The organism is Oscillibacter sp. ER4 (assembly GCF_000765235.1).
Taxonomy (GTDB): Bacteria; Bacillota; Clostridia; order Oscillospirales; family Oscillospiraceae; genus Hominicoprocola; species Hominicoprocola fusiformis.
In genome coordinates this window covers 88,976-105,267 of sequence record NZ_JPJG01000002.1, presented here as the reverse complement: position 1 = coordinate 105,267, position 16,292 = coordinate 88,976, and the positions used below count along the sequence as shown (strand labels likewise).

Sequence of the window (16,292 nt, the reverse complement as noted above, 5' to 3'; positions counted from 1 at the left end):
TCTCCTTAGTCGGTAAGGCAGATTGTCTCGCACACTGCCGTGTGCGGCAGTACCTTAGACTGCTTTGCACAGCGCCCTATCTGGGCGCACCTCCACATTCTGTGTGATACCGGTAAGGGTCGCGCCGTATTTGCGGAAGCGCTTCCAGCACTTGTAGAGAAATTCGCCGCTGTAATTGTTGATGCTGCGTCCGCTGCCGCTCCCGTTGGCGAAAAACAGATAGATCTCGTCGATGTAGACATGGGTGTATTTCCCCGCCTTGCGGTTTTGAATGACGCGGTTATAGATAGCGTCCAGCATCACCAGCAGACCCACTGATTTCAGATTTTCGCCCAAATCCTGAATGTCAAAGCAGAGGATACGGCTTTTTGTATTGATATTGGTCTGGTGGGAAAAAACATTCAGACTGCCCACCGTGAACAGCTCCAGCGCCAGCGCGATCCGGTGCGCCTCCGGGTTGACCTGCTTCATCAGGTCGTCATAGAGGTCCTTCAGCGTGGGCGGCTCACCTTGATAGTTTTTCAGATATTCCCGGTAGATGTTGCCTACGCTGCGGTCAATGATGGACTTCTCCTGCGGCTCGATCTTATCCGAGCCCATGAGCTGCTCATACAGCGACATGATAAACTCGGACTTCATTACCAACGGCTCCCTGCCGTCGCCATACCCCTCGGACAAGTCCAGCGCGTTGATGTGGCAGCCATTTGGGTCAGAGGCGGAGATGGTAATGACCTCGCCGCCCAATGCCCTCACCAACTCGCCATATTCACGCTCCGGGTCCACGATGATAATATCATGGTCGGTGGAGAGCGCCAGCGCGGAGACCTCCTGCTTGGCCGCCATCGACTTGCCTGAGCCGGACACACCGGTAATAAAGCCGTTGCCGTTGAGCAGGTTTCCGCGGTTGCAGATGATAAGGTTGTGGGAAACAGCATTGACACCGTAGTAGATGCCGCCAGCGTCTTGAATTTCCTGTGATTTGAACGGCATGAGAACGGCGGTACATTCCGTGGTCAGGGTGCGGGTGGCATCAATGCGCTTGAGGCCGAGGGGCAGCACCGTGTTCAGCGCGTCCTCCTGCTGGTAGCGCAGAATGTTAAACTGACAGCCCCGCGCCCGCCCGATGGCTTGCAGAGCCTCGGTGTCCTGATCGAGCTGTTCGAGGTTATCTGCCAGGTGCGTCAGCGTCACCAAAGCCAGCATCATACGCTGGTCGCGGCTCATGAGGTCGTCCATGAATTCCTTCGTTTCGCTCCGCATCTGTTCCAAGTCATAGGGGATATTGGCGGTGAAATTGTTACTCTGATTTTGCCGCTGCTGCCATCTGGTAATATCCGATTCCACCGACATGATCCGCTTGCGGATGTCGCTCACTGCTACATCCATTGCCACAGGAATAATGTCGATGGAGAGCATCATGTTTCGGGGATAGTCCGTCAGTTCGGTGATCATGCTGTCAGAAATAAAGCTGGCGTATTCCCGCAAAAATAGGGTGCGGCCAACATGGTTGCCCAGCTCATAGTGATTTTTCTGAAAGGAGATACAGTCCGGGGCAATACTGTCCCGAAAGTCATGACACTTTCGCATGGCATCCTCCAAGTCGAAGCGGAAAAACCGCTCTTCGCCGGGGCGGTAAAAATCGTGCAGAAGCCGCAGCCGGTCATTGACCGTAATCTCGCGGACGCTCGACGCCATGCGGGACAGGCCGGTGGTGAGATCGGTACTGACTCGAGAGAAGAATGTCCGCGCCTCTTCAATATTTTTCTTCTCTACGGAAATTGTGATGTACTTCTCTTGGATCAAGTTGTTGCTCTCCGCCGCCTTATCCAGCAGCAAATCATTGTACTCGCCCCGGTACTGATCCTGCCCATCGCCCTTCATAGGCATGAGCAGCGTCCGCCCAAAGTCCTTTTGATTGAGCTGTCGGTTGAACAGCGTGATCTTCGCTGTAGCTCCAATGGGGAGCGAATTGAGAAAGGAGCAGTAGGTCATAAAGAGTTCCCGTTGTTTTTCCGGAGACGCCACAGCATAATTGACATCAAAAAAGCGCCAAGTCTTGGAAAACTTGCCGCTCACTTGAAATATACCGTCTTTGTAAATACGCTTAATGGGAATAGATTTTTGTACGCTGCGGGGAACGGAAAAGGCATCCCGCTCCGCGCTGCGCTGATGCTTGAAAAAGATCAATGTTTCTTCACCTCGCGTTTCATCGCTTCTTCATAGTAGTTTTCTGACTTCCAAACGCGCTTGCCCGCCATGATGACCTCGGATTTCAGCCACGCCCATAAAAACCGTTCTAGCGTGAGGCCGTTATACTGAAAGAATCCGGCGGCAGCCACAGGAGCCGCGCCGACGATGCACACCCAGCTCACCGTTTCACGATCCAGCACTCGGCTCAAGCTGAAATACAGCGTCACAGCAACGCCCACCGCCAAAACGGAACATACAAACTGCCGCATGGACAGTCCGAAAAAGAGCGTCTCGCGGTAGGCTCGAATTTCTTTGTTGATTTTGATTTCCATTGAATTCCTCCGTGTTGTTTTGTTATGTACGATGTGGTACGATAAAGAAAAAATGAAAGGAAACTTCTTCCCTATGGCATATAGTGAACAGCTATGGCAGGATGCAAAAAAGAAGTGTCGTCTGACTGATGAAGATATTGCCCGCGCCAAGCGGCTGGGTCTGAATCCTCGCAGCCTGATTAAGAACATTCCCAGCAAGAGCGAACCGTGGAAAGCACCGGTCAGCGAATGGCTGCGGGAAATGGAAGAAAAGCGGGAACGGAAGTCCGCCCAACGGCAGGCCCGGAAAGCAAGAGATCACTCATAACCCCAGCATTTCCTTGGCGATATGGTCGGCAGACTTTACCAAGCTCACCAGTACCAGCAGGTTGAATATGACTTCGCCCAAATAGCTCCACACCTGTGTCACCACGGACGCGCTGCTATCCACCACCGGCGTACCGCTGGAGGAAAAAGCCGAAAAGATGATGCAGGCCAGAACGATTACCGCCCCTTCCATGCACACGCCTACATAGCTCCGCAGAAACGCCTTGCCGAAATGGGAAGTCCCCTCTCCGGCAAAGGATGCCAGTGCCACCGGGGACAGCGCGGCGTACATATAGATCTTAAAAAAGCGCCCATAGACGGTGAGGATCATAATGAAGGCCAGCACCGTAATAAATAGACTTCCCAGTAGCGTCACCAGCCAAAGGAGGATGCTCGCCAAAAAGCCCACATATCCAATGGCGTCCGCAATCTCCTGCGGCAACGCCACGGATGCGCCAGTCAAGCCGCCGATGCTGCCCGCCGCCGTTGCCACAATGCCGCTGCACACATCAAATACATCTACCAGCAAATCCATGCCGTAGGTGATACCCAGCTTTGCCAGCACAAAGTAGATAAAGTGCCGCAGCAAATGCTCCGGCCTTTGAAAGTCCCGAAAGCCGGAGGCACTGCGAAAGATACCGATGGCAAAGAACAGCACCAGCAGCCCGTAGCCGATGGCCTGCATCCCGCCGTTGATGGTCACAATGGTCTGCCAGATGGTGCCGCCCTTGAAGGTCTGGGGCGATTCCGTCAGCAGCGACCACATTTCCGTCATTTTACTATTCCAAACGCCAAAGGCGTTGGTCAGATTTTCTACGATCCAGTTGTTATCCAAGTCTCACCACCTCCATAATTGTAATGACATTGTATTGACATTTCTTCTTTTCAGTATATACTAAGGTTGAGGTGAATGCTATGAACACGATCAATGTCACATCTGCACCCAAGACCGCAACCTTTCAAATGCGGATCAATCCCGAGGTGAAGCAGCGCGTGGAGGACATCTATGCCCGTCAGGGCCTTTCCTTTACCGACGCAGTCAACATCTTCATTCAGCAGTCCCTGAACATGGAGGGCCTGCCGTTTCTGGCTTCGCCTGAGAACGCGGAATATATGAAGGCAAAAGCCTTGCGCCGCCTGCTGGATGAAGCGGAAAAAGGCTGGGCGTCTGCGGAAAAGGATGGCTGGGTCTCCGAGGAAGATGCTTACCGCACCCTTGGGGTGACGTAATGAAGCTAAGATATACGCCGGAGGCGCTACGCGACATCCAGGAGATCAAACGGTATATCAAAAGCGAGCTTCATAACCCCACCGCTGCAAACCGGATCACAAAAGCCATCCTCGACGGCTGCGCCCAACTCAAGCAGTTTCCTGAAATGGGCGTTTCCATTGGGGCAAAGACCGGCTATGAAACCGATCTGCGGATGCTGGTGGTGGAAAGCTATATCGCCCTCTACCGCATTGAAACGGAAGTCGTTTCTGTTGGCCGTATCATCAACGCCTGCCAGGACTATATCCGCATTTTGTTGGGAGAAGTCACACCATAACGAATGAAACCGCACCCTCTGTTTTCCATAGACAGAGGGTGCGGTTTTTCTATCAGATCGCGCCGATGGCGGTCAGAATTTCCTTTGCAAAGGCGATCATTAAGCCACCAAACAGGCAGAGGAAGCCCTGCGTTCTCTGGCTGGCATCGTGGGACTGGATCGACATACCCACCTGCACGATGCCCCAGCCGAGAATGATCACGCCCAGCGCCTTGATGATGCTAAAAATAAAATCGGAAAGGTTATTCACAATATCCAGCGGATCGCTGCCCGCCGCCATCGCGGGCGTGACGCAGCAAAGGCAGAGGGCAGCAGCCCCAGCCGCCGTCCAATAGCATTTTTTCACCTTACTCAGTCTTGTCGGGTTTGAAATCTTTTTCTTTCTCAGATAATTCATGTTCAGGTTCCTCCATATCAATAAATTCGTAATCGTCCAAAGACCGGAACGCATAGGGCAGGTCAGGCAGCGCATAATCCGGCGCGCCCTGCGGCTTGTGGATATAAGGCTTTGCCTTACCGTCTGTTGTCAGCTTAATGTTTGGGTGGCGCTTGATGTTGTACTTTTTGTCCAGTACAGGATCTTCCCCTCGTATAAACAAGATCGCTTTATGGGTGTCCAATTTTCGTACCTCGTCAATGGTCATCAGGTCGCGTCCCGTCTGTTGGAAGTTGGTAGAGCTGGAGCCGCTGCGTCCCTTCGTCTGCCCTCGTGTGCGTGTGGCGATGGTCTCCTTGCCCAGCAGCTTTACGATAAACTCCAACGAGGTCGGCTCGTTGCCGCCGCCGAGGAACAGCAGCGTGTCGCAGTTGCCGATGATGCTCTCCCATTCCTTTTCGTACAGCGCCTTGATCTGCTGAATGTTCTGCACGATGATGTTCAGCCCGATATTGTAGCTGCGGCAGGTAGTCAGAATCTTCGGATAGCTCTCCGGCTGGGCCACATTCGCCCATTCGTCCTGAATGACACGCACCGGCACAGGCAGACGCCCGTTGTGCTTCTCGTCCGCCCTGCGGTAAAGTGCCTGAAAGCATTGGGTGTAGAGCATTCCCACAAGGTAGTTCATGCTGCTGTCATCAACAGGGATCACACAGAAGATGGCTTTTTTCTTCTCGCCCAAACTGCCAAAGTCCATCTCATCCACCATTGTCATTCTGGCATACTGCGGGATATTGAAGGTGGCCAGCCGCACGGCGGCGCTTACCAAAATGGATTTTGCAGTCTTGCCCGCCGCCTGCTTGAAAGCCTTATATTGCTTCACCGCCACATGATTGGGCTGTTCTTCTTCCAATGCCCGAAAGAGCATATCCAGCGGGCTGCGGTATTGATCGTCCTCCTCCCGCACCTCGGCAAAGTTCATCATGTAGATCAGCATTTCAAAATTCTGTTCCTCCGGGGGCGCTTCGCTGACGAGGTAGAGCATAAGGGCTGAGTCCAGCGCGATCTCCGCCTTCTCCCAGAAGGGATCGTTGCTGGAAGCGTTGCGGGGCGTGGTATTTTTGATGAGGTTATCAATGAGGGTCAGCACATCCTTTTCACTGTGAATATACGAAAAGGGGTTGTATCCGTCAGACTGGCTAGGGTCGATTAGGTTGAACACCCGGACTTCATAGCCCTGCGCTGCCAACAAAGTGCCTGCCGCGCGCAGCAGCTCGCCCTTGGGATCTGTGATAAGATAGGAGCAATTTGCACTATAAATATTAGGTTTGCAGAAAAAGCGGGTCTTGCCGGAACCGGAACCGCCCACTACCAGAACATTCATGTTGCGCTGGGTGATATAGCCGTCCATGCCCAGCCGGACGCGCTGGGTCAGAATGATGTTGGCGTCCTTATGCCGGTGATCCATATACTTCCGGTTCAGTTCCTTGGGGCTGCCCCATTTAGCGCTGCCGTATTCCTCGCCCGGTCGTCGGTTCTCCCGGCTGGAGTAGTAAAGTGCAATGCCGCAGCCGTAGAACAACAGGCTCCCCAGCATACATTTCAGTGTGTAGGGCGTCCAGCCTATGGAAAAGGGGCGCTCCAGCACTTGGCTGAAACGCCCTATCCATTGAAAGAGGTTCATACCGTCCTCGTAGGCATAGGCGGCGATTGCCGCCAGCCAGAGGACCAACGGGGAAAGCGCCGCCCACACAGGGGCAGCGCTGCGAAAGTCATTCTGCCGCAAGGCTTAGTACCCCGTCTTGGGCAGCTTCACCGTTGTTTTGGTGTAGACGGTAGTGAGCCAGCGGGACACCGCCTGAATCCACTGCCCATTGTAAAGGCCACCCACATCCGCCACATTCACAACGCTGGCATTGTTGGCAAGACCGCTGCGGGCAGTGGCGTAGATATAAGGCGTTTCTACCTGTGCAAAGCCCGCCTTTACATTTCCGAACACGAACATGACTCCGGTAACACGCTCATTGGCGGCAAGGCCGAGGACAGCGGGGCGGGCGTCCAATACGTAAACCTTGCTTGTACTTAGGTTGTCCGCCAAAGCGCGGTAGTCCCCGGAGAGGTTGGTCTTATAGACCACCTTGTAGGAAAGCGGCTGATTGTAGCTGCCGGTAACGATTTTGCTCAGCGTCACCTGCGCGGGAAGCTGATCGCGCCAATAGAAGGAGTCGAGGGCAACGTTGGAGCTGTTCTTGATCTGTGAGAACACGTAGCGGATCGGCTGACCGGGGACAGCCTGCACAGGGCCGGTTTTCTTAATGGATACGCCGGTGGAAACGCTGGTATTCTGCACTTCAAAGGTGACGATCTGTCCGTTGAATTCCAGATAGGCGGTCATCACTGTGGGGTTAATGGAGTAATTCGCAGGCGCTTTGATCTCGCGGACGGTATAGCGGGACAACGGCAGCGTCTTGGAAACGGCGCGTCCGTTGCGGTCGGACTTGATGGTGTCCACCACATTACCCGCCTTGTCGTAGATCTCAAACACCGCGCCCTCCAGCAGTGTACCGGCAGGCAGGCCATTGGTCGCGTTATCGTCTGCGGATTTCTTGATGATCTGGATCTGGCCGCACTCCGCAGTATTGCTCCACTCGATTTCTGTGGTGGAGCCGTAACGGACATAGATCGTTTTCAGTTCAGGATCAAGCACATAGCCGGGGGCGGCTTTGATCTCACGCAGATAATAGCGGCCATCGGCCAGTCCCTCGTCGGCGTAGATATAGCCATCCTGATCGGTCGCATACTCCCCGATGGGATTGTGATTGCTGTCGTAAAGCAGAAACACCGCGCCGTAAATCCCCTTGCCCGTGGCCTTATCCACCTTGTGGAGCAGGATTCTGGAAGACTTGTGATTGGTAATCTCCAATGTGGCCGTCTGACCGTCCTTGACCTCAATACGGTGGGGCGTGGTATCCAGCAGGTAGCCGGACGCAGCTTCCAGCTCCGTCACAGTGTACCAGCCGCTTTCGGCTTTGGGGAGATAGATGACACCGTCGCTGTCCGTTGTGTAGGTGCCGATGATCTCACCATTCATCTTGCGGATCTCGAACTTGACACCAGAAATACGCTTGCCACTGTCTTTGTCGCTCTTGATGATCTGCAACCCGCCTACAGGCGTGTTGTAAAAATAAAGCGTCTGCGTGTCGTTGGGATTGACCACGACAGTCTGCGTGCGGCTGTTCTCGTCAATGGTGTAACCGGGGATCGTTTCAATCTCTGTGACCACCACGGTGCCGGAAATACCGGAAATGGTGATTTTACCCGCCTTATCCGTCCGGTACAGGCCGGTGGAGGACAGCGTGCCGCCCTCGGCATCTACATACGAGCCATCTGCGTAGGTGATCTTAAACTCGACACCTTCCAGCGGCTCCTTTGTAACGGAGTCCTGCTTTACGATGATGAGATTGCCCTTGGGGGCGTTGCAGAACTCCACCGTGACAACTTCATTGGACTTGACCTTGACTGTCTGAGGCGTATCATCCAACAAATAGCCGTCCTTTGCGCGAGTCTCCTTAATAATGAGTGTTGTGCCGGGAGCAATGTCCGTAATGGTGAACGTGCCTGCGCTGTCCGTCACGAACTTGCCGTTGGCGTTGCCGATGAGATTGCCGTCGGAATCCGTGACAAGGAACTCTACATCAGAGATGGGAGCGTTCGTCACAGCATCGACCTTTTTCACCAAAACACCGCCCTTGGGCTGGTTGCGGAACTCCAGCGTCATCACGGAATTGCGCTTGATTTTAATACTCTGCGGGGTATCGTCGAGGATGTAGCCATCCTTGGCACGCACTTCTTTTGCGATGACCGTCATGCCGGGTGTCAGGCCATCAATACGGATAGTACCTGCGCTGTCGGTCACGTAGCGGCCATTCGTCGTACCGATCACACTTCCGTCCGAGTCAGTCACAAGGAACTCAACATCGGAGATGGGTGCACCGGTCACGGCGTCCTTTTTGACGATGAGGAGGGAACCCATCTTATCATTGCCGAAGGTTACGGTGATCACGTCCTGATCCTTGCCGGAGAGATAAACGGTTTCCGTGGCGTCGGTGATCACATACCCATCCGGCGCGGAGATCTCCTCGCAGACATAAGTGCCTGCCTTGAGGCCGGTTGCAACGATGGTGCCATTGCTGGATGTTTTGTACTCGCCAACCACAGTGCCGCCTGTACCGGAGGTGCCGCCGAGGTAGCGGATGCGGAACCATGCACCCTCCAACGGCTGACCACTCTCGCTGTCCACCTTGCGGATGATGATTGCGGAAAGAGGCGTGTTCTCAAAGGTTAGGATTTTGCTCTCACCACCGGAGATGAAGCATTCCTGCGTGGCAGCCTCCTTGATGGCATACCCGGACGCCGGTTCCAATTCAGTTACTTTGTACCAGCCATCCTTGATCTCAGGGAGAATGATTTTTCCGCTTGCGTCAGAAAAGTAGGTGCCGAGGTCATTGAGCTCGCCGGTGTCGGTATGGTTGCTGGCATACCAGATCTGGAACTTGGCTCCCTTGACGGAATCGCCGGTAACGCTGTCTACCTTGCGGATCTCCAGACTGGGCTTGAGCGCGTTAAAGAAGGTGACGGTAGAGGTTTCGCCGGGCTTCAATGCCACTTCCTGCGGGATGGGGCAGAGAATGACATGGTTGGGAACATTGATCTCCGTTACTTTGAATGTGCCAACAGGAACAGAGTCGAGAAAAATCCGCCCGTGGTTATCGGTCGTGGCGCTGGTGGAAAAGCTGCCGTCGATCTGCTCGATGCGGTAGGTCACGCCCTCGATGGGCTCACCATTGGCGATGTTCTTCTTGACAATTTCAAGACCGGGCTTTTCATAGTCAACGAAAGTGACCTCGGAGGTTTTGCCGGGGCGCAGCGCCACGGTCTGCTCGGTATTGGTTACGATGTACGGCTCGGGAACGGATTCCTCACGCACAACATAGACACCGGCAGGAATGGCCAAGAGCGTTGCGGAACCGTCCGTCCCAGTCGTAACGGAGGTGGAATAGCTGCCGGTAACGGACTTAATGGAAAACACCGTGCCGGCAATCGGTTTGCCGCTCATGGCGTCGCGCTTGGTGATCTTCATATCGGGCTTTTCGTAGTTGATCGCCGCAACGGTGTATTCGCGGTCACCCTCAGTTACATCTACGTACACGCTCTTCGGCGTAGGATCGACGCAATAGCCGTCCGGTGCGGAGGTCTCGACAAAGCTCCAAAGGCCGGTGGCGGCATCCTCAACATAGATCTCACCCTGCACATTGGTGATGTCGCTGCCGACGATCTGGCCGTTAAAGTAGATGCTAAAGCGTGCTCCAGCGAGACCGGTTGTGGTTCCACCGGCAGTCTTTTTCAGCACGATCTTGCCTGTGCCACCCGTAGGCTGCTCGGGCTGGTCGGGCGCAGGCTCGCCCGTTACGAGCTTGCGCGGGCCGTAGTAGTTAAAAAACGACTGATTTTTGCGGTTGCTGGAGATCGCGTACACCGCTCATCTTACGTTCTCATCCTCCACGATGGTTGCGGCAATGCCCTGCGCAGCGTACTCCTCAATCTGACGATGGAACTCGGCATCCTCAGCTGCTTTTTTTGCAAGAAGAGAGTCGATAAGACTCAGATACAGCTCGTAGGTGTCGGCGTTGGCGTAGCCGCCCGCATCGCCGTCTCCGCCGGGCTCGCCTTTATAGCTTTGATTCTCCCAAACGTAGGTCTGTACCGCCATAAAAAGCTGGCCGACGTTGGATTCCTTGCAGTCGTTGAGGTAGGTCATCATCCACTTGACATTCTCAACGGTCGCGGCGTCCATTTCACTGAGGCCGCTGTTCGTGACAGCCGACTGCAATACGGCATCTGCGTCCGCGCCGGTACCGGACGTCCAGGTGAAGGAATTCAGGTACGAAGGCGTTGCGTAATGATAGCCGAGGCCGCTATCCATGCAGTACACGAGCTTACCGTCCACAAGCGGAGGACGGTAGCTGTACGGGGTCCCGTTGGCGAGCAGGCGCGTGCTCCAATATGCCTGATTGGTGGTAATTTTGAGGCCGGAACCCGTGTTCGACGCAGCGAAAGCCGCAGTCGGCAGCAAGCTCAAGATCGTCACCAACGTCAAAAGCAGTGACAACAGGCGTTTTTTCATAGGTTTCATAGGGTTCTCCTTTCTAAACAATGTGTAACAAAAAGAGCAGACCTTACCGATCTGCTCTTGCGTGAGAGTTGATGATTTACTTACTTGCGGGCGTATCCACCCAAGTGACTTCACAGCCGTCCAGCAGGAAGACCTGCACGCAGTACCAGCAGTCAAGGCCGTTTTGGTTAATGCCCCGCGCCAGTCCGACGCCGATCTCGCCGTAGCGGGAGCTTGTCATGTTGTCCGCGTGAGACTTGGAATTGGACCACAGATTGACCACCGCTTCGGAGAGCGTTTTACGCTGTTGCTCGAGGTACAACTCCGATATACTGTGAATATTTTCTCCAGTGTATTTGCTGTCGGTGACGGTGTTGCTCTTGCGCCCATCCGGACGGGCGTGAGAGTAGACGCCGCTCGCGGCGATCTCATCCGCGCGGACCTGTGCCGCCTGCATGAGCTTGTCGTTGACACGCAGCACAGCAACGCCATTTTCGCACCGCAGCGCATTGGTGCGGTCGATGATGTCCTGCTTTGCAGCGGCAACATCTGTCTGCGCAGGCTGCTCCACGGGCTTTGCCTCCGCAGACGTTACCGGCGCTTCGCCGGTGTACGGCTTTTTCGATTCGACCTGTACACATTTGGTGTTGCTGTCCCAGCAGACATTGAAGCCGACCTGTTCGCCAATGTCCCGCAGCTTCACATAGTTGTTTCCTTTGATACGATAGGCTTCCATCTGTACTTCCCGTCCATCGACAAATATACGGTGGGTGCTGCGCTCTGCCATGATCCCGGCGGCATAGGCCGTGGTGGTGACGCCAGCCAACAGCAGGCAGGTGAGAAAACCAGCTGCAAAACTTCCTCGCTTCATGGTGTGTACCTCCAAATCCTTTGATGGGTTCATGGTATCGCGGAAGCTGCCGTGTGTCAAAAAATCCGCCCTGATTTTTCAGAGCGGATTTTTAGTTACACTTCGCTGAGCAAAAAGTCCAGCGCCTTTACGATCTTGATACCGTCCACGTCGCTGATAAGGTCGCAGTCCATGGCAATCACGATCTTCTCGTAATTGTCCTGCACAGCTTGCAGCGGTGCAAGCTCCCGTGCGCGGGTTTCGGGGGCGTTCATGTTGTCGGTGACTTGGATATATCTTTTCTCGTTCATCTTCGTTGCGATGAAGTCGATCTCCTTTTCACCAACCTTGCCGATGGCCACCTCATAACCGCGCCGCAGCAGTTCAAAATAAACGATGTTTTCCAGAATGTGTCCCACATCGCCGCCCCGGTTTCCTAACAGATAGGTGCGGAGGCCGGGATCGACGATATAGTATTTGCCCAGCGTCCGCAGATAGTCCTTTCCCTTGATGTCAAACCGCTTGACCTCATAAAAGATATAGGACTCCAACAGTGCATCAATGTAGGCAGAGATGGTCTGCACCGCAGGCTTGGTCTTTCTGCCATCGTCCAACAGGCCCTCGCTGACAAGGGTGCGCCCAATGGATGCAGCCGAGGTGTTGTTGCCGATGTTGTCAGCCAGAAACAGGATAATTTTGCGGAGCAGCAGCGCGTCGGTGACGGCCCGCTGTTCTTTCCGCTTGCCGCGTTCCAGAATATCTCGCACAACAACAGCGGAATAAATGCCGTCCAGCAGCATATTGGCGCGCTCTTGATCCAGCTCCGCCTCGGCCAGTGCGGGCATACCGCCAAACTGTGCGTAGGCTTCAAACAGGTCTCGCAGCTCATACGCTTCGCCGTCTTTTCCCTTGGCGCGCTGTTTCATAGTGCCGTTGGGGGCTTTGTACTCCTCCAGCAAATAGCCGTGGAAGTCCAAAAACTCGCGGAATGACAGCGGCAGCATTTTGATCTCCACATAGCGTCCGGACAGATACGTGGACAGTTCGGAGGAAAGCAGGTAGGCGTTGGAGCCGGTCACATAAATGTCGCAATCCAGATCCACACGGAAGGAATTCACGGCATCCTGCCAGTCCCGAACCTTCTGCACCTCATCTAAAAACAGGTAGAGCCGCTTTTCCTTGGGTGCACGCTCCATCACATACTGATAAAGGCTCTTACTGTCCATGTCTGCAAACTGCATGGACTCAAAGTTCATCGAGAGTATTTGTTCCTCCATGACGCCCTGTTCCCGCAGATGTGCCATCATCAATTTCAGCAGGCTGGATTTGCCGCAGCGCCGGATTCCGGTCACGACCTTGATGACCTCCATATCCTGAACGGAAATGAGCTTATCAAGGTACTGCGATCTGTTTTTTAACTCCATGATTCTGTCACCGCCTTTTGAAGCCATTATATCACCCCCTTTGCGTCAAGTAAAGTTTTTAACATCAATGTGAATAACTTTTTTCTTGTCGGAATTATTCACATCAATACTACTTCTGTCGAGCCTGCACGCACCAGCGGTAATCCGGCTGATTCATCACGCAGGTGACAAGGGTGATGATGTTCTCCGTGCTGTCACTCAGGATACTGGTATCATCCACGCCGATCTTACTGACAGAATATACCTCATAGTTGCGTGTGCCGAGCTGGGTAGTCAGCTTGATGGTGTCGCCAATGTCAAGGGTGTGAATTTTGCCAAAGTGATTGTTGACGCCCCGATTATGGCCCGCAATCGCCACATTGCCTTCCCAAATGGAGGTACTGGCAAAATGTCCTGCGCCCTTGCGGAGCGCGTCTGCATCCGTCCCCTGATACACATTGACAGACAGGCCGAGGGTGGGGATTTTCAGTGTACCGAGGTAGCCGCCGCTGTAATAGAGGTCTTTTGTGACTGCCGTGTACTTAGACTGCGTGTAGGAGCCGGTATTTCCACCATCGGTGCTACCGGAAGTGGAGGGCGGCAGGACGGTCACGCCGCCTGTTCCGCTGATCGTTCCCGTGACTGAACCGCTCACAAGGTTTGGCGTCAGCAGATCCCCAGCGTTCAGCGTATAAGAGGTAGGCGAACCAAAAGCAGGTGGGATATAGGCAGCGTTTTTGCTGCGGTCGGTATTCGCAGGCTTGTCCATCGTGACATAAATGGTATCGTCCGAGGTGGGGCGTCCGAACAGTCCTGCGTCCGGGCCGTCAAAGTGATACTCCAATGCCGATGCAGGCATGGAAAAAGCCGCCAGCATACAGCAGGCGGCCAGCAGCGTGGTCAGATATTTTTTCATGCGGCGTACCCTCTTTTCTTATTGATGTAGTGGCGATAGCCCTTATAACCAGCGTAACCGCAGCCGCCCAGCACCGCAGCGCCCACGGGGATCAGCAGCCACAGCCAGTTAAAATCAACTCCGCTCTTTGCCGATGCCGCAGCGCTGACACTGGAAAAAACGGCAGTATAGACCACCGTATCACAGCTTGTGCGGGTGACGTCACCCTTATAATCCGCCGTGACGGTGTAGCCGGTGGCGTACTTGCTGGTGGCGGTGCCGGTGTAGCTTGCCACAGCGGTGTAGCGAATGGGAATGTCATAGCCGTCCGTGGGATCGACTGCCGCCTCCTGCCAGCTTACATCGGCAAGAGTCAGGGTGCGGCCATTTTCGTTCACAGACTTAGGAACAAGGGACACATCCGCGTCTGAGAGGTTGGGATAGGTGCGCTCCGCCGTCACCGTGCGGCTGCTGGTCCCGTAGCCCGCGGCCTCCACTTGAATGGTAGTGTGGTCAAGGGACAGGACGCCCTCATAGCCGTCCTCGGTCTTGACCTCCAGCTTCGGCTCCAGCATTTTCAGAATTTCTACCATGTCCTTGGTCTTGCTTTCCAGCGTGACCACCTCGATATGCTCCCGCGTGTCCGTTTCTGTCTGGTCATTTTCCAGCAAATCAAGGAGCGTATAGGTACGCCCTTCGCGCTCAAAGTCAGCGGTGGGGATCGTGGCGGGATCGTCCTTTGCGGTCAGGTAGTAGACCTTTTCTAATCGGTACACCCCGTTTTCCTCGCTGGCTCTGACCTCGGCGGGATAGGCGGAAATGCCGGGGAGTGTATCTGCGGCAGAGATCATTGTGGATACCGTATCGGCTTCTGTCATGGGCTCTGCGGCCATCGCCGCGACGCTCATGCTGCACAGCATCAGCGCCGCGCAGAAAGCAAATGCAAGTTTCTTTTTCACATTATACCTCTCTTTCTTAACGAACGGGCCGATTCTGTTCCGGCTGCTTGCGCTCCTGCGGAGAGATCTCACGCTGAATATCATTTTGCAGCTTACGAAAATACTTTTGCAGGCTGTCCACCACGCCGCGGCGATCCTGCACCTCCATACCGTCAAACACCTGCCCCACGCGGCTCACATCGGGCTGCGGGGCCTCCACGCCGAAATTGCGGCAGAGCATATAGCTGACGCTCTCGGCATCCATGGCGCAGTCCTCACGGGTATAGTAAGGATAGCGCCCGTGGTCGTGGATACCGGCGTGGACGATCTCGCGGGAGAGCGCCGCAAAGATCTTGCTGTCGATCAGGCGGCTGGATACCGTAATGCTCTGCGTTTTAGGATCATAAACGGCGTCCTGGTACATGGTGCTGCTGGTGACCACGGGAACGGGGGAGCTGTCCAGCAATCGGCGCAGGGCGGCGTCCATTTCCGGCGTATTGTCTTTCAGGCTCAGCGCCGGAACGCCGGCCTTGCCGTGGGTCTGGGAAATATCGAACACGCGCCCGATCTTATAGCCGTGATACTCTCTTCCGTCCTTCATATAGGTGTCCGACACGCGGATCTTCATGCCGTTCTCGTCACGGTTGACGCTGCGCCCCAGCCGATTCCACACCTCCAGACTGTTGATGTAGGTGATCTCCGGGTTCTGCGCCATCGCCAGCATCACGTTGGATGCGCTGTATCGCGGGTTGATGGCCTGCGTATCCAGATAATGCAGATATGCGCCTGGTTCGCTGGTGACGTGCATGACCGCATCGTCGGAAAGCTGCCCCAATTCCTCGCGCTCCGCTGTTTTCTTTGCCTTCCAGTCCTCGTCCCTCTGCTGCTTCTGCTGGATCAAATCGTCTAACTTTGCCATGTTCGTTTCTCCTTCTCAAAATCAATTTATTCCCGCGTGGGCATAGCCTTTTGAATGGCTTCCCGCACGGTGTCCTTGGTGGGGGCCGTGCCATCCCGTTCTGCCGCGGCTTGCAGTGCCATCAGGCGGCTGCGGACAGAGGGGCGGGCATCAGCTTTCTCCGCAGCCGGTTCCGTAGACACTCTCGCACCAGTCCCGCGCTTGATTGAGCTGTTCTCGGACGGAGCGCGGGCGTTCTCTTTTTTTGCGGCAGTATCCTCCTTCACCGGGGCAGGATAGCCCATGCGTTCAAAAATGCGGTTGATCTGCTTGGCATCCCTTGCCTTCGCCATGATCTCCACCGTACCGGTCTTTTCCACCTTAT

Annotated in this window: 16 protein-coding genes; 3 read left to right on the top strand and 13 right to left on the bottom strand. The window is 54.7% G+C overall.

Going from position 1 to position 16,292, the window contains the following annotated elements:
• Window positions 1-54: 54 nt before the first annotated feature.
• Complete coding sequence (locus NI20_RS0100720; protein ID WP_052084328.1) at window positions 55-2,187, bottom strand: VirB4-like conjugal transfer ATPase, CD1110 family; 2,133 nt, start codon at window positions 2,185-2,187, stop codon at window positions 55-57.
• A complete protein-coding gene (locus tag NI20_RS0100715; protein WP_033119532.1) occupies window positions 2,184-2,522 on the bottom strand; it encodes a PrgI family protein in 339 nt (112 codons plus the stop codon). The genes NI20_RS0100720 and NI20_RS0100715 overlap by 4 nt, the downstream gene beginning before the upstream one ends.
• A gap of 73 nt (window positions 2,523-2,595) precedes the next feature.
• Here NI20_RS0100715 and NI20_RS0100710 point away from each other — a divergent pair, with 73 nt between their 5' ends.
• Window positions 2,596-2,829 (top strand): hypothetical protein, encoded by a 234-nt coding sequence (locus NI20_RS0100710; RefSeq protein ID WP_033119531.1) that lies wholly within the window; start codon window positions 2,596-2,598, stop codon window positions 2,827-2,829.
• Here NI20_RS0100710 and NI20_RS0100705 read toward each other — a convergent pair.
• Entirely contained in the window at window positions 2,824-3,663 is an 840-nt protein-coding gene (locus tag NI20_RS0100705; protein ID WP_033119530.1) for a hypothetical protein, read from the bottom strand. The genes NI20_RS0100710 and NI20_RS0100705 overlap by 6 nt on opposite strands.
• An 80-nt stretch (window positions 3,664-3,743) precedes the next feature.
• Between NI20_RS0100705 and NI20_RS0100700 the strand changes: the two genes are divergently transcribed.
• Window positions 3,744-4,058 carry a type II toxin-antitoxin system RelB/DinJ family antitoxin gene (locus NI20_RS0100700; RefSeq protein ID WP_033119529.1) on the top strand — a complete coding sequence of 105 codons (315 nt, stop codon included), beginning with the start codon at window positions 3,744-3,746 and terminating at the stop codon, window positions 4,056-4,058.
• Complete coding sequence (locus NI20_RS0100695; RefSeq protein WP_033119528.1) at window positions 4,058-4,375, top strand: type II toxin-antitoxin system RelE/ParE family toxin; 318 nt, start codon at window positions 4,058-4,060, stop codon at window positions 4,373-4,375. Before NI20_RS0100700 ends, NI20_RS0100695 begins: the two co-directional genes overlap by 1 nt.
• Before the next feature lie 52 nt (window positions 4,376-4,427).
• Here the strand turns inward: NI20_RS0100695 and NI20_RS0100690 are convergent, their stop codons facing one another.
• The 10 genes from NI20_RS0100690 to NI20_RS0100645 form a co-directional block, all read right to left on the bottom strand.
• Window positions 4,428-4,772, bottom strand: a complete 345-nt coding sequence (locus NI20_RS0100690; RefSeq protein WP_033119527.1) for a TrbC/VirB2 family protein — start codon at window positions 4,770-4,772, stop codon at window positions 4,428-4,430.
• Window positions 4,723-6,537 (bottom strand): VirD4-like conjugal transfer protein, CD1115 family, encoded by a 1,815-nt coding sequence (locus tag NI20_RS0100685; protein ID WP_156108520.1) that lies wholly within the window; start codon window positions 6,535-6,537, stop codon window positions 4,723-4,725. The genes NI20_RS0100690 and NI20_RS0100685 overlap by 50 nt, the downstream gene beginning before the upstream one ends.
• A 3-nt stretch (window positions 6,538-6,540) precedes the next feature.
• A complete protein-coding gene (locus NI20_RS0100680; protein WP_052084327.1) occupies window positions 6,541-10,287 on the bottom strand; it encodes a SpaA isopeptide-forming pilin-related protein in 3,747 nt (1,248 codons plus the stop codon).
• Between the two features lie 3 nt (window positions 10,288-10,290).
• Entirely contained in the window at window positions 10,291-10,944 is a 654-nt protein-coding gene (locus NI20_RS0100675) for a hypothetical protein (protein WP_156108519.1), read from the bottom strand.
• 76 nt (window positions 10,945-11,020) lie between these two features.
• Complete coding sequence (locus NI20_RS0100670; RefSeq protein ID WP_156108518.1) at window positions 11,021-11,794, bottom strand: CAP domain-containing protein; 774 nt, start codon at window positions 11,792-11,794, stop codon at window positions 11,021-11,023.
• 95 nt (window positions 11,795-11,889) lie between these two features.
• Window positions 11,890-13,197, bottom strand: a complete 1,308-nt coding sequence (locus NI20_RS0100665; protein WP_033119524.1) for an ATP-binding protein — start codon at window positions 13,195-13,197, stop codon at window positions 11,890-11,892.
• 109 nt (window positions 13,198-13,306) lie between these two features.
• Entirely contained in the window at window positions 13,307-14,092 is a 786-nt protein-coding gene (locus NI20_RS0100660; RefSeq protein WP_033119523.1) for a class D sortase, read from the bottom strand.
• Window positions 14,089-15,030, bottom strand: a complete 942-nt coding sequence (locus tag NI20_RS0100655) for a hypothetical protein (protein ID WP_052084326.1) — start codon at window positions 15,028-15,030, stop codon at window positions 14,089-14,091. The genes NI20_RS0100660 and NI20_RS0100655 overlap by 4 nt, the downstream gene beginning before the upstream one ends.
• A 16-nt stretch (window positions 15,031-15,046) precedes the next feature.
• Complete coding sequence (locus NI20_RS0100650) at window positions 15,047-15,928, bottom strand: hypothetical protein (protein ID WP_033119522.1); 882 nt, start codon at window positions 15,926-15,928, stop codon at window positions 15,047-15,049.
• 26 nt (window positions 15,929-15,954) lie between these two features.
• On the bottom strand, window positions 15,955-16,269 hold the full coding sequence (locus tag NI20_RS0100645) for a DUF3801 domain-containing protein (RefSeq protein WP_242842886.1): 315 nt from the start codon (window positions 16,267-16,269) through the stop codon (window positions 15,955-15,957).
• Window positions 16,270-16,292 lie beyond the last annotated feature (23 nt).

Excerpts from the sequence above, each read along its gene's own strand:
- NI20_RS0100715 (WP_033119532.1), bottom strand. The coding sequence starts at position 2,522 with ATGGAAATCAAAATCAACAAAGAAATTCGAGCCTACCGCGAGACGCTC.
- NI20_RS0100710 (WP_033119531.1), top strand. The coding sequence starts at position 2,596 with ATGGCATATAGTGAACAGCTATGGCAGGATGCAAAAAAGAAGTGTCGT.
- NI20_RS0100700 (WP_033119529.1), top strand. The coding sequence starts at position 3,744 with ATGAACACGATCAATGTCACATCTGCACCCAAGACCGCAACCTTTCAA.
- NI20_RS0100695 (WP_033119528.1), top strand. The coding sequence starts at position 4,058 with ATGAAGCTAAGATATACGCCGGAGGCGCTACGCGACATCCAGGAGATC.
- NI20_RS0100690 (WP_033119527.1), bottom strand. The coding sequence starts at position 4,772 with ATGAATTATCTGAGAAAGAAAAAGATTTCAAACCCGACAAGACTGAGT.
- NI20_RS0100675 (WP_156108519.1), bottom strand. The coding sequence starts at position 10,944 with ATGAAACCTATGAAAAAACGCCTGTTGTCACTGCTTTTGACGTTGGTG.
- NI20_RS0100670 (WP_156108518.1), bottom strand. The coding sequence starts at position 11,794 with ATGAAGCGAGGAAGTTTTGCAGCTGGTTTTCTCACCTGCCTGCTGTTG.
- NI20_RS0100665 (WP_033119524.1), bottom strand. The coding sequence starts at position 13,197 with ATGGAGTTAAAAAACAGATCGCAGTACCTTGATAAGCTCATTTCCGTT.
- NI20_RS0100660 (WP_033119523.1), bottom strand. The coding sequence starts at position 14,092 with ATGAAAAAATATCTGACCACGCTGCTGGCCGCCTGCTGTATGCTGGCG.
- NI20_RS0100650 (WP_033119522.1), bottom strand. The coding sequence starts at position 15,928 with ATGGCAAAGTTAGACGATTTGATCCAGCAGAAGCAGCAGAGGGACGAG.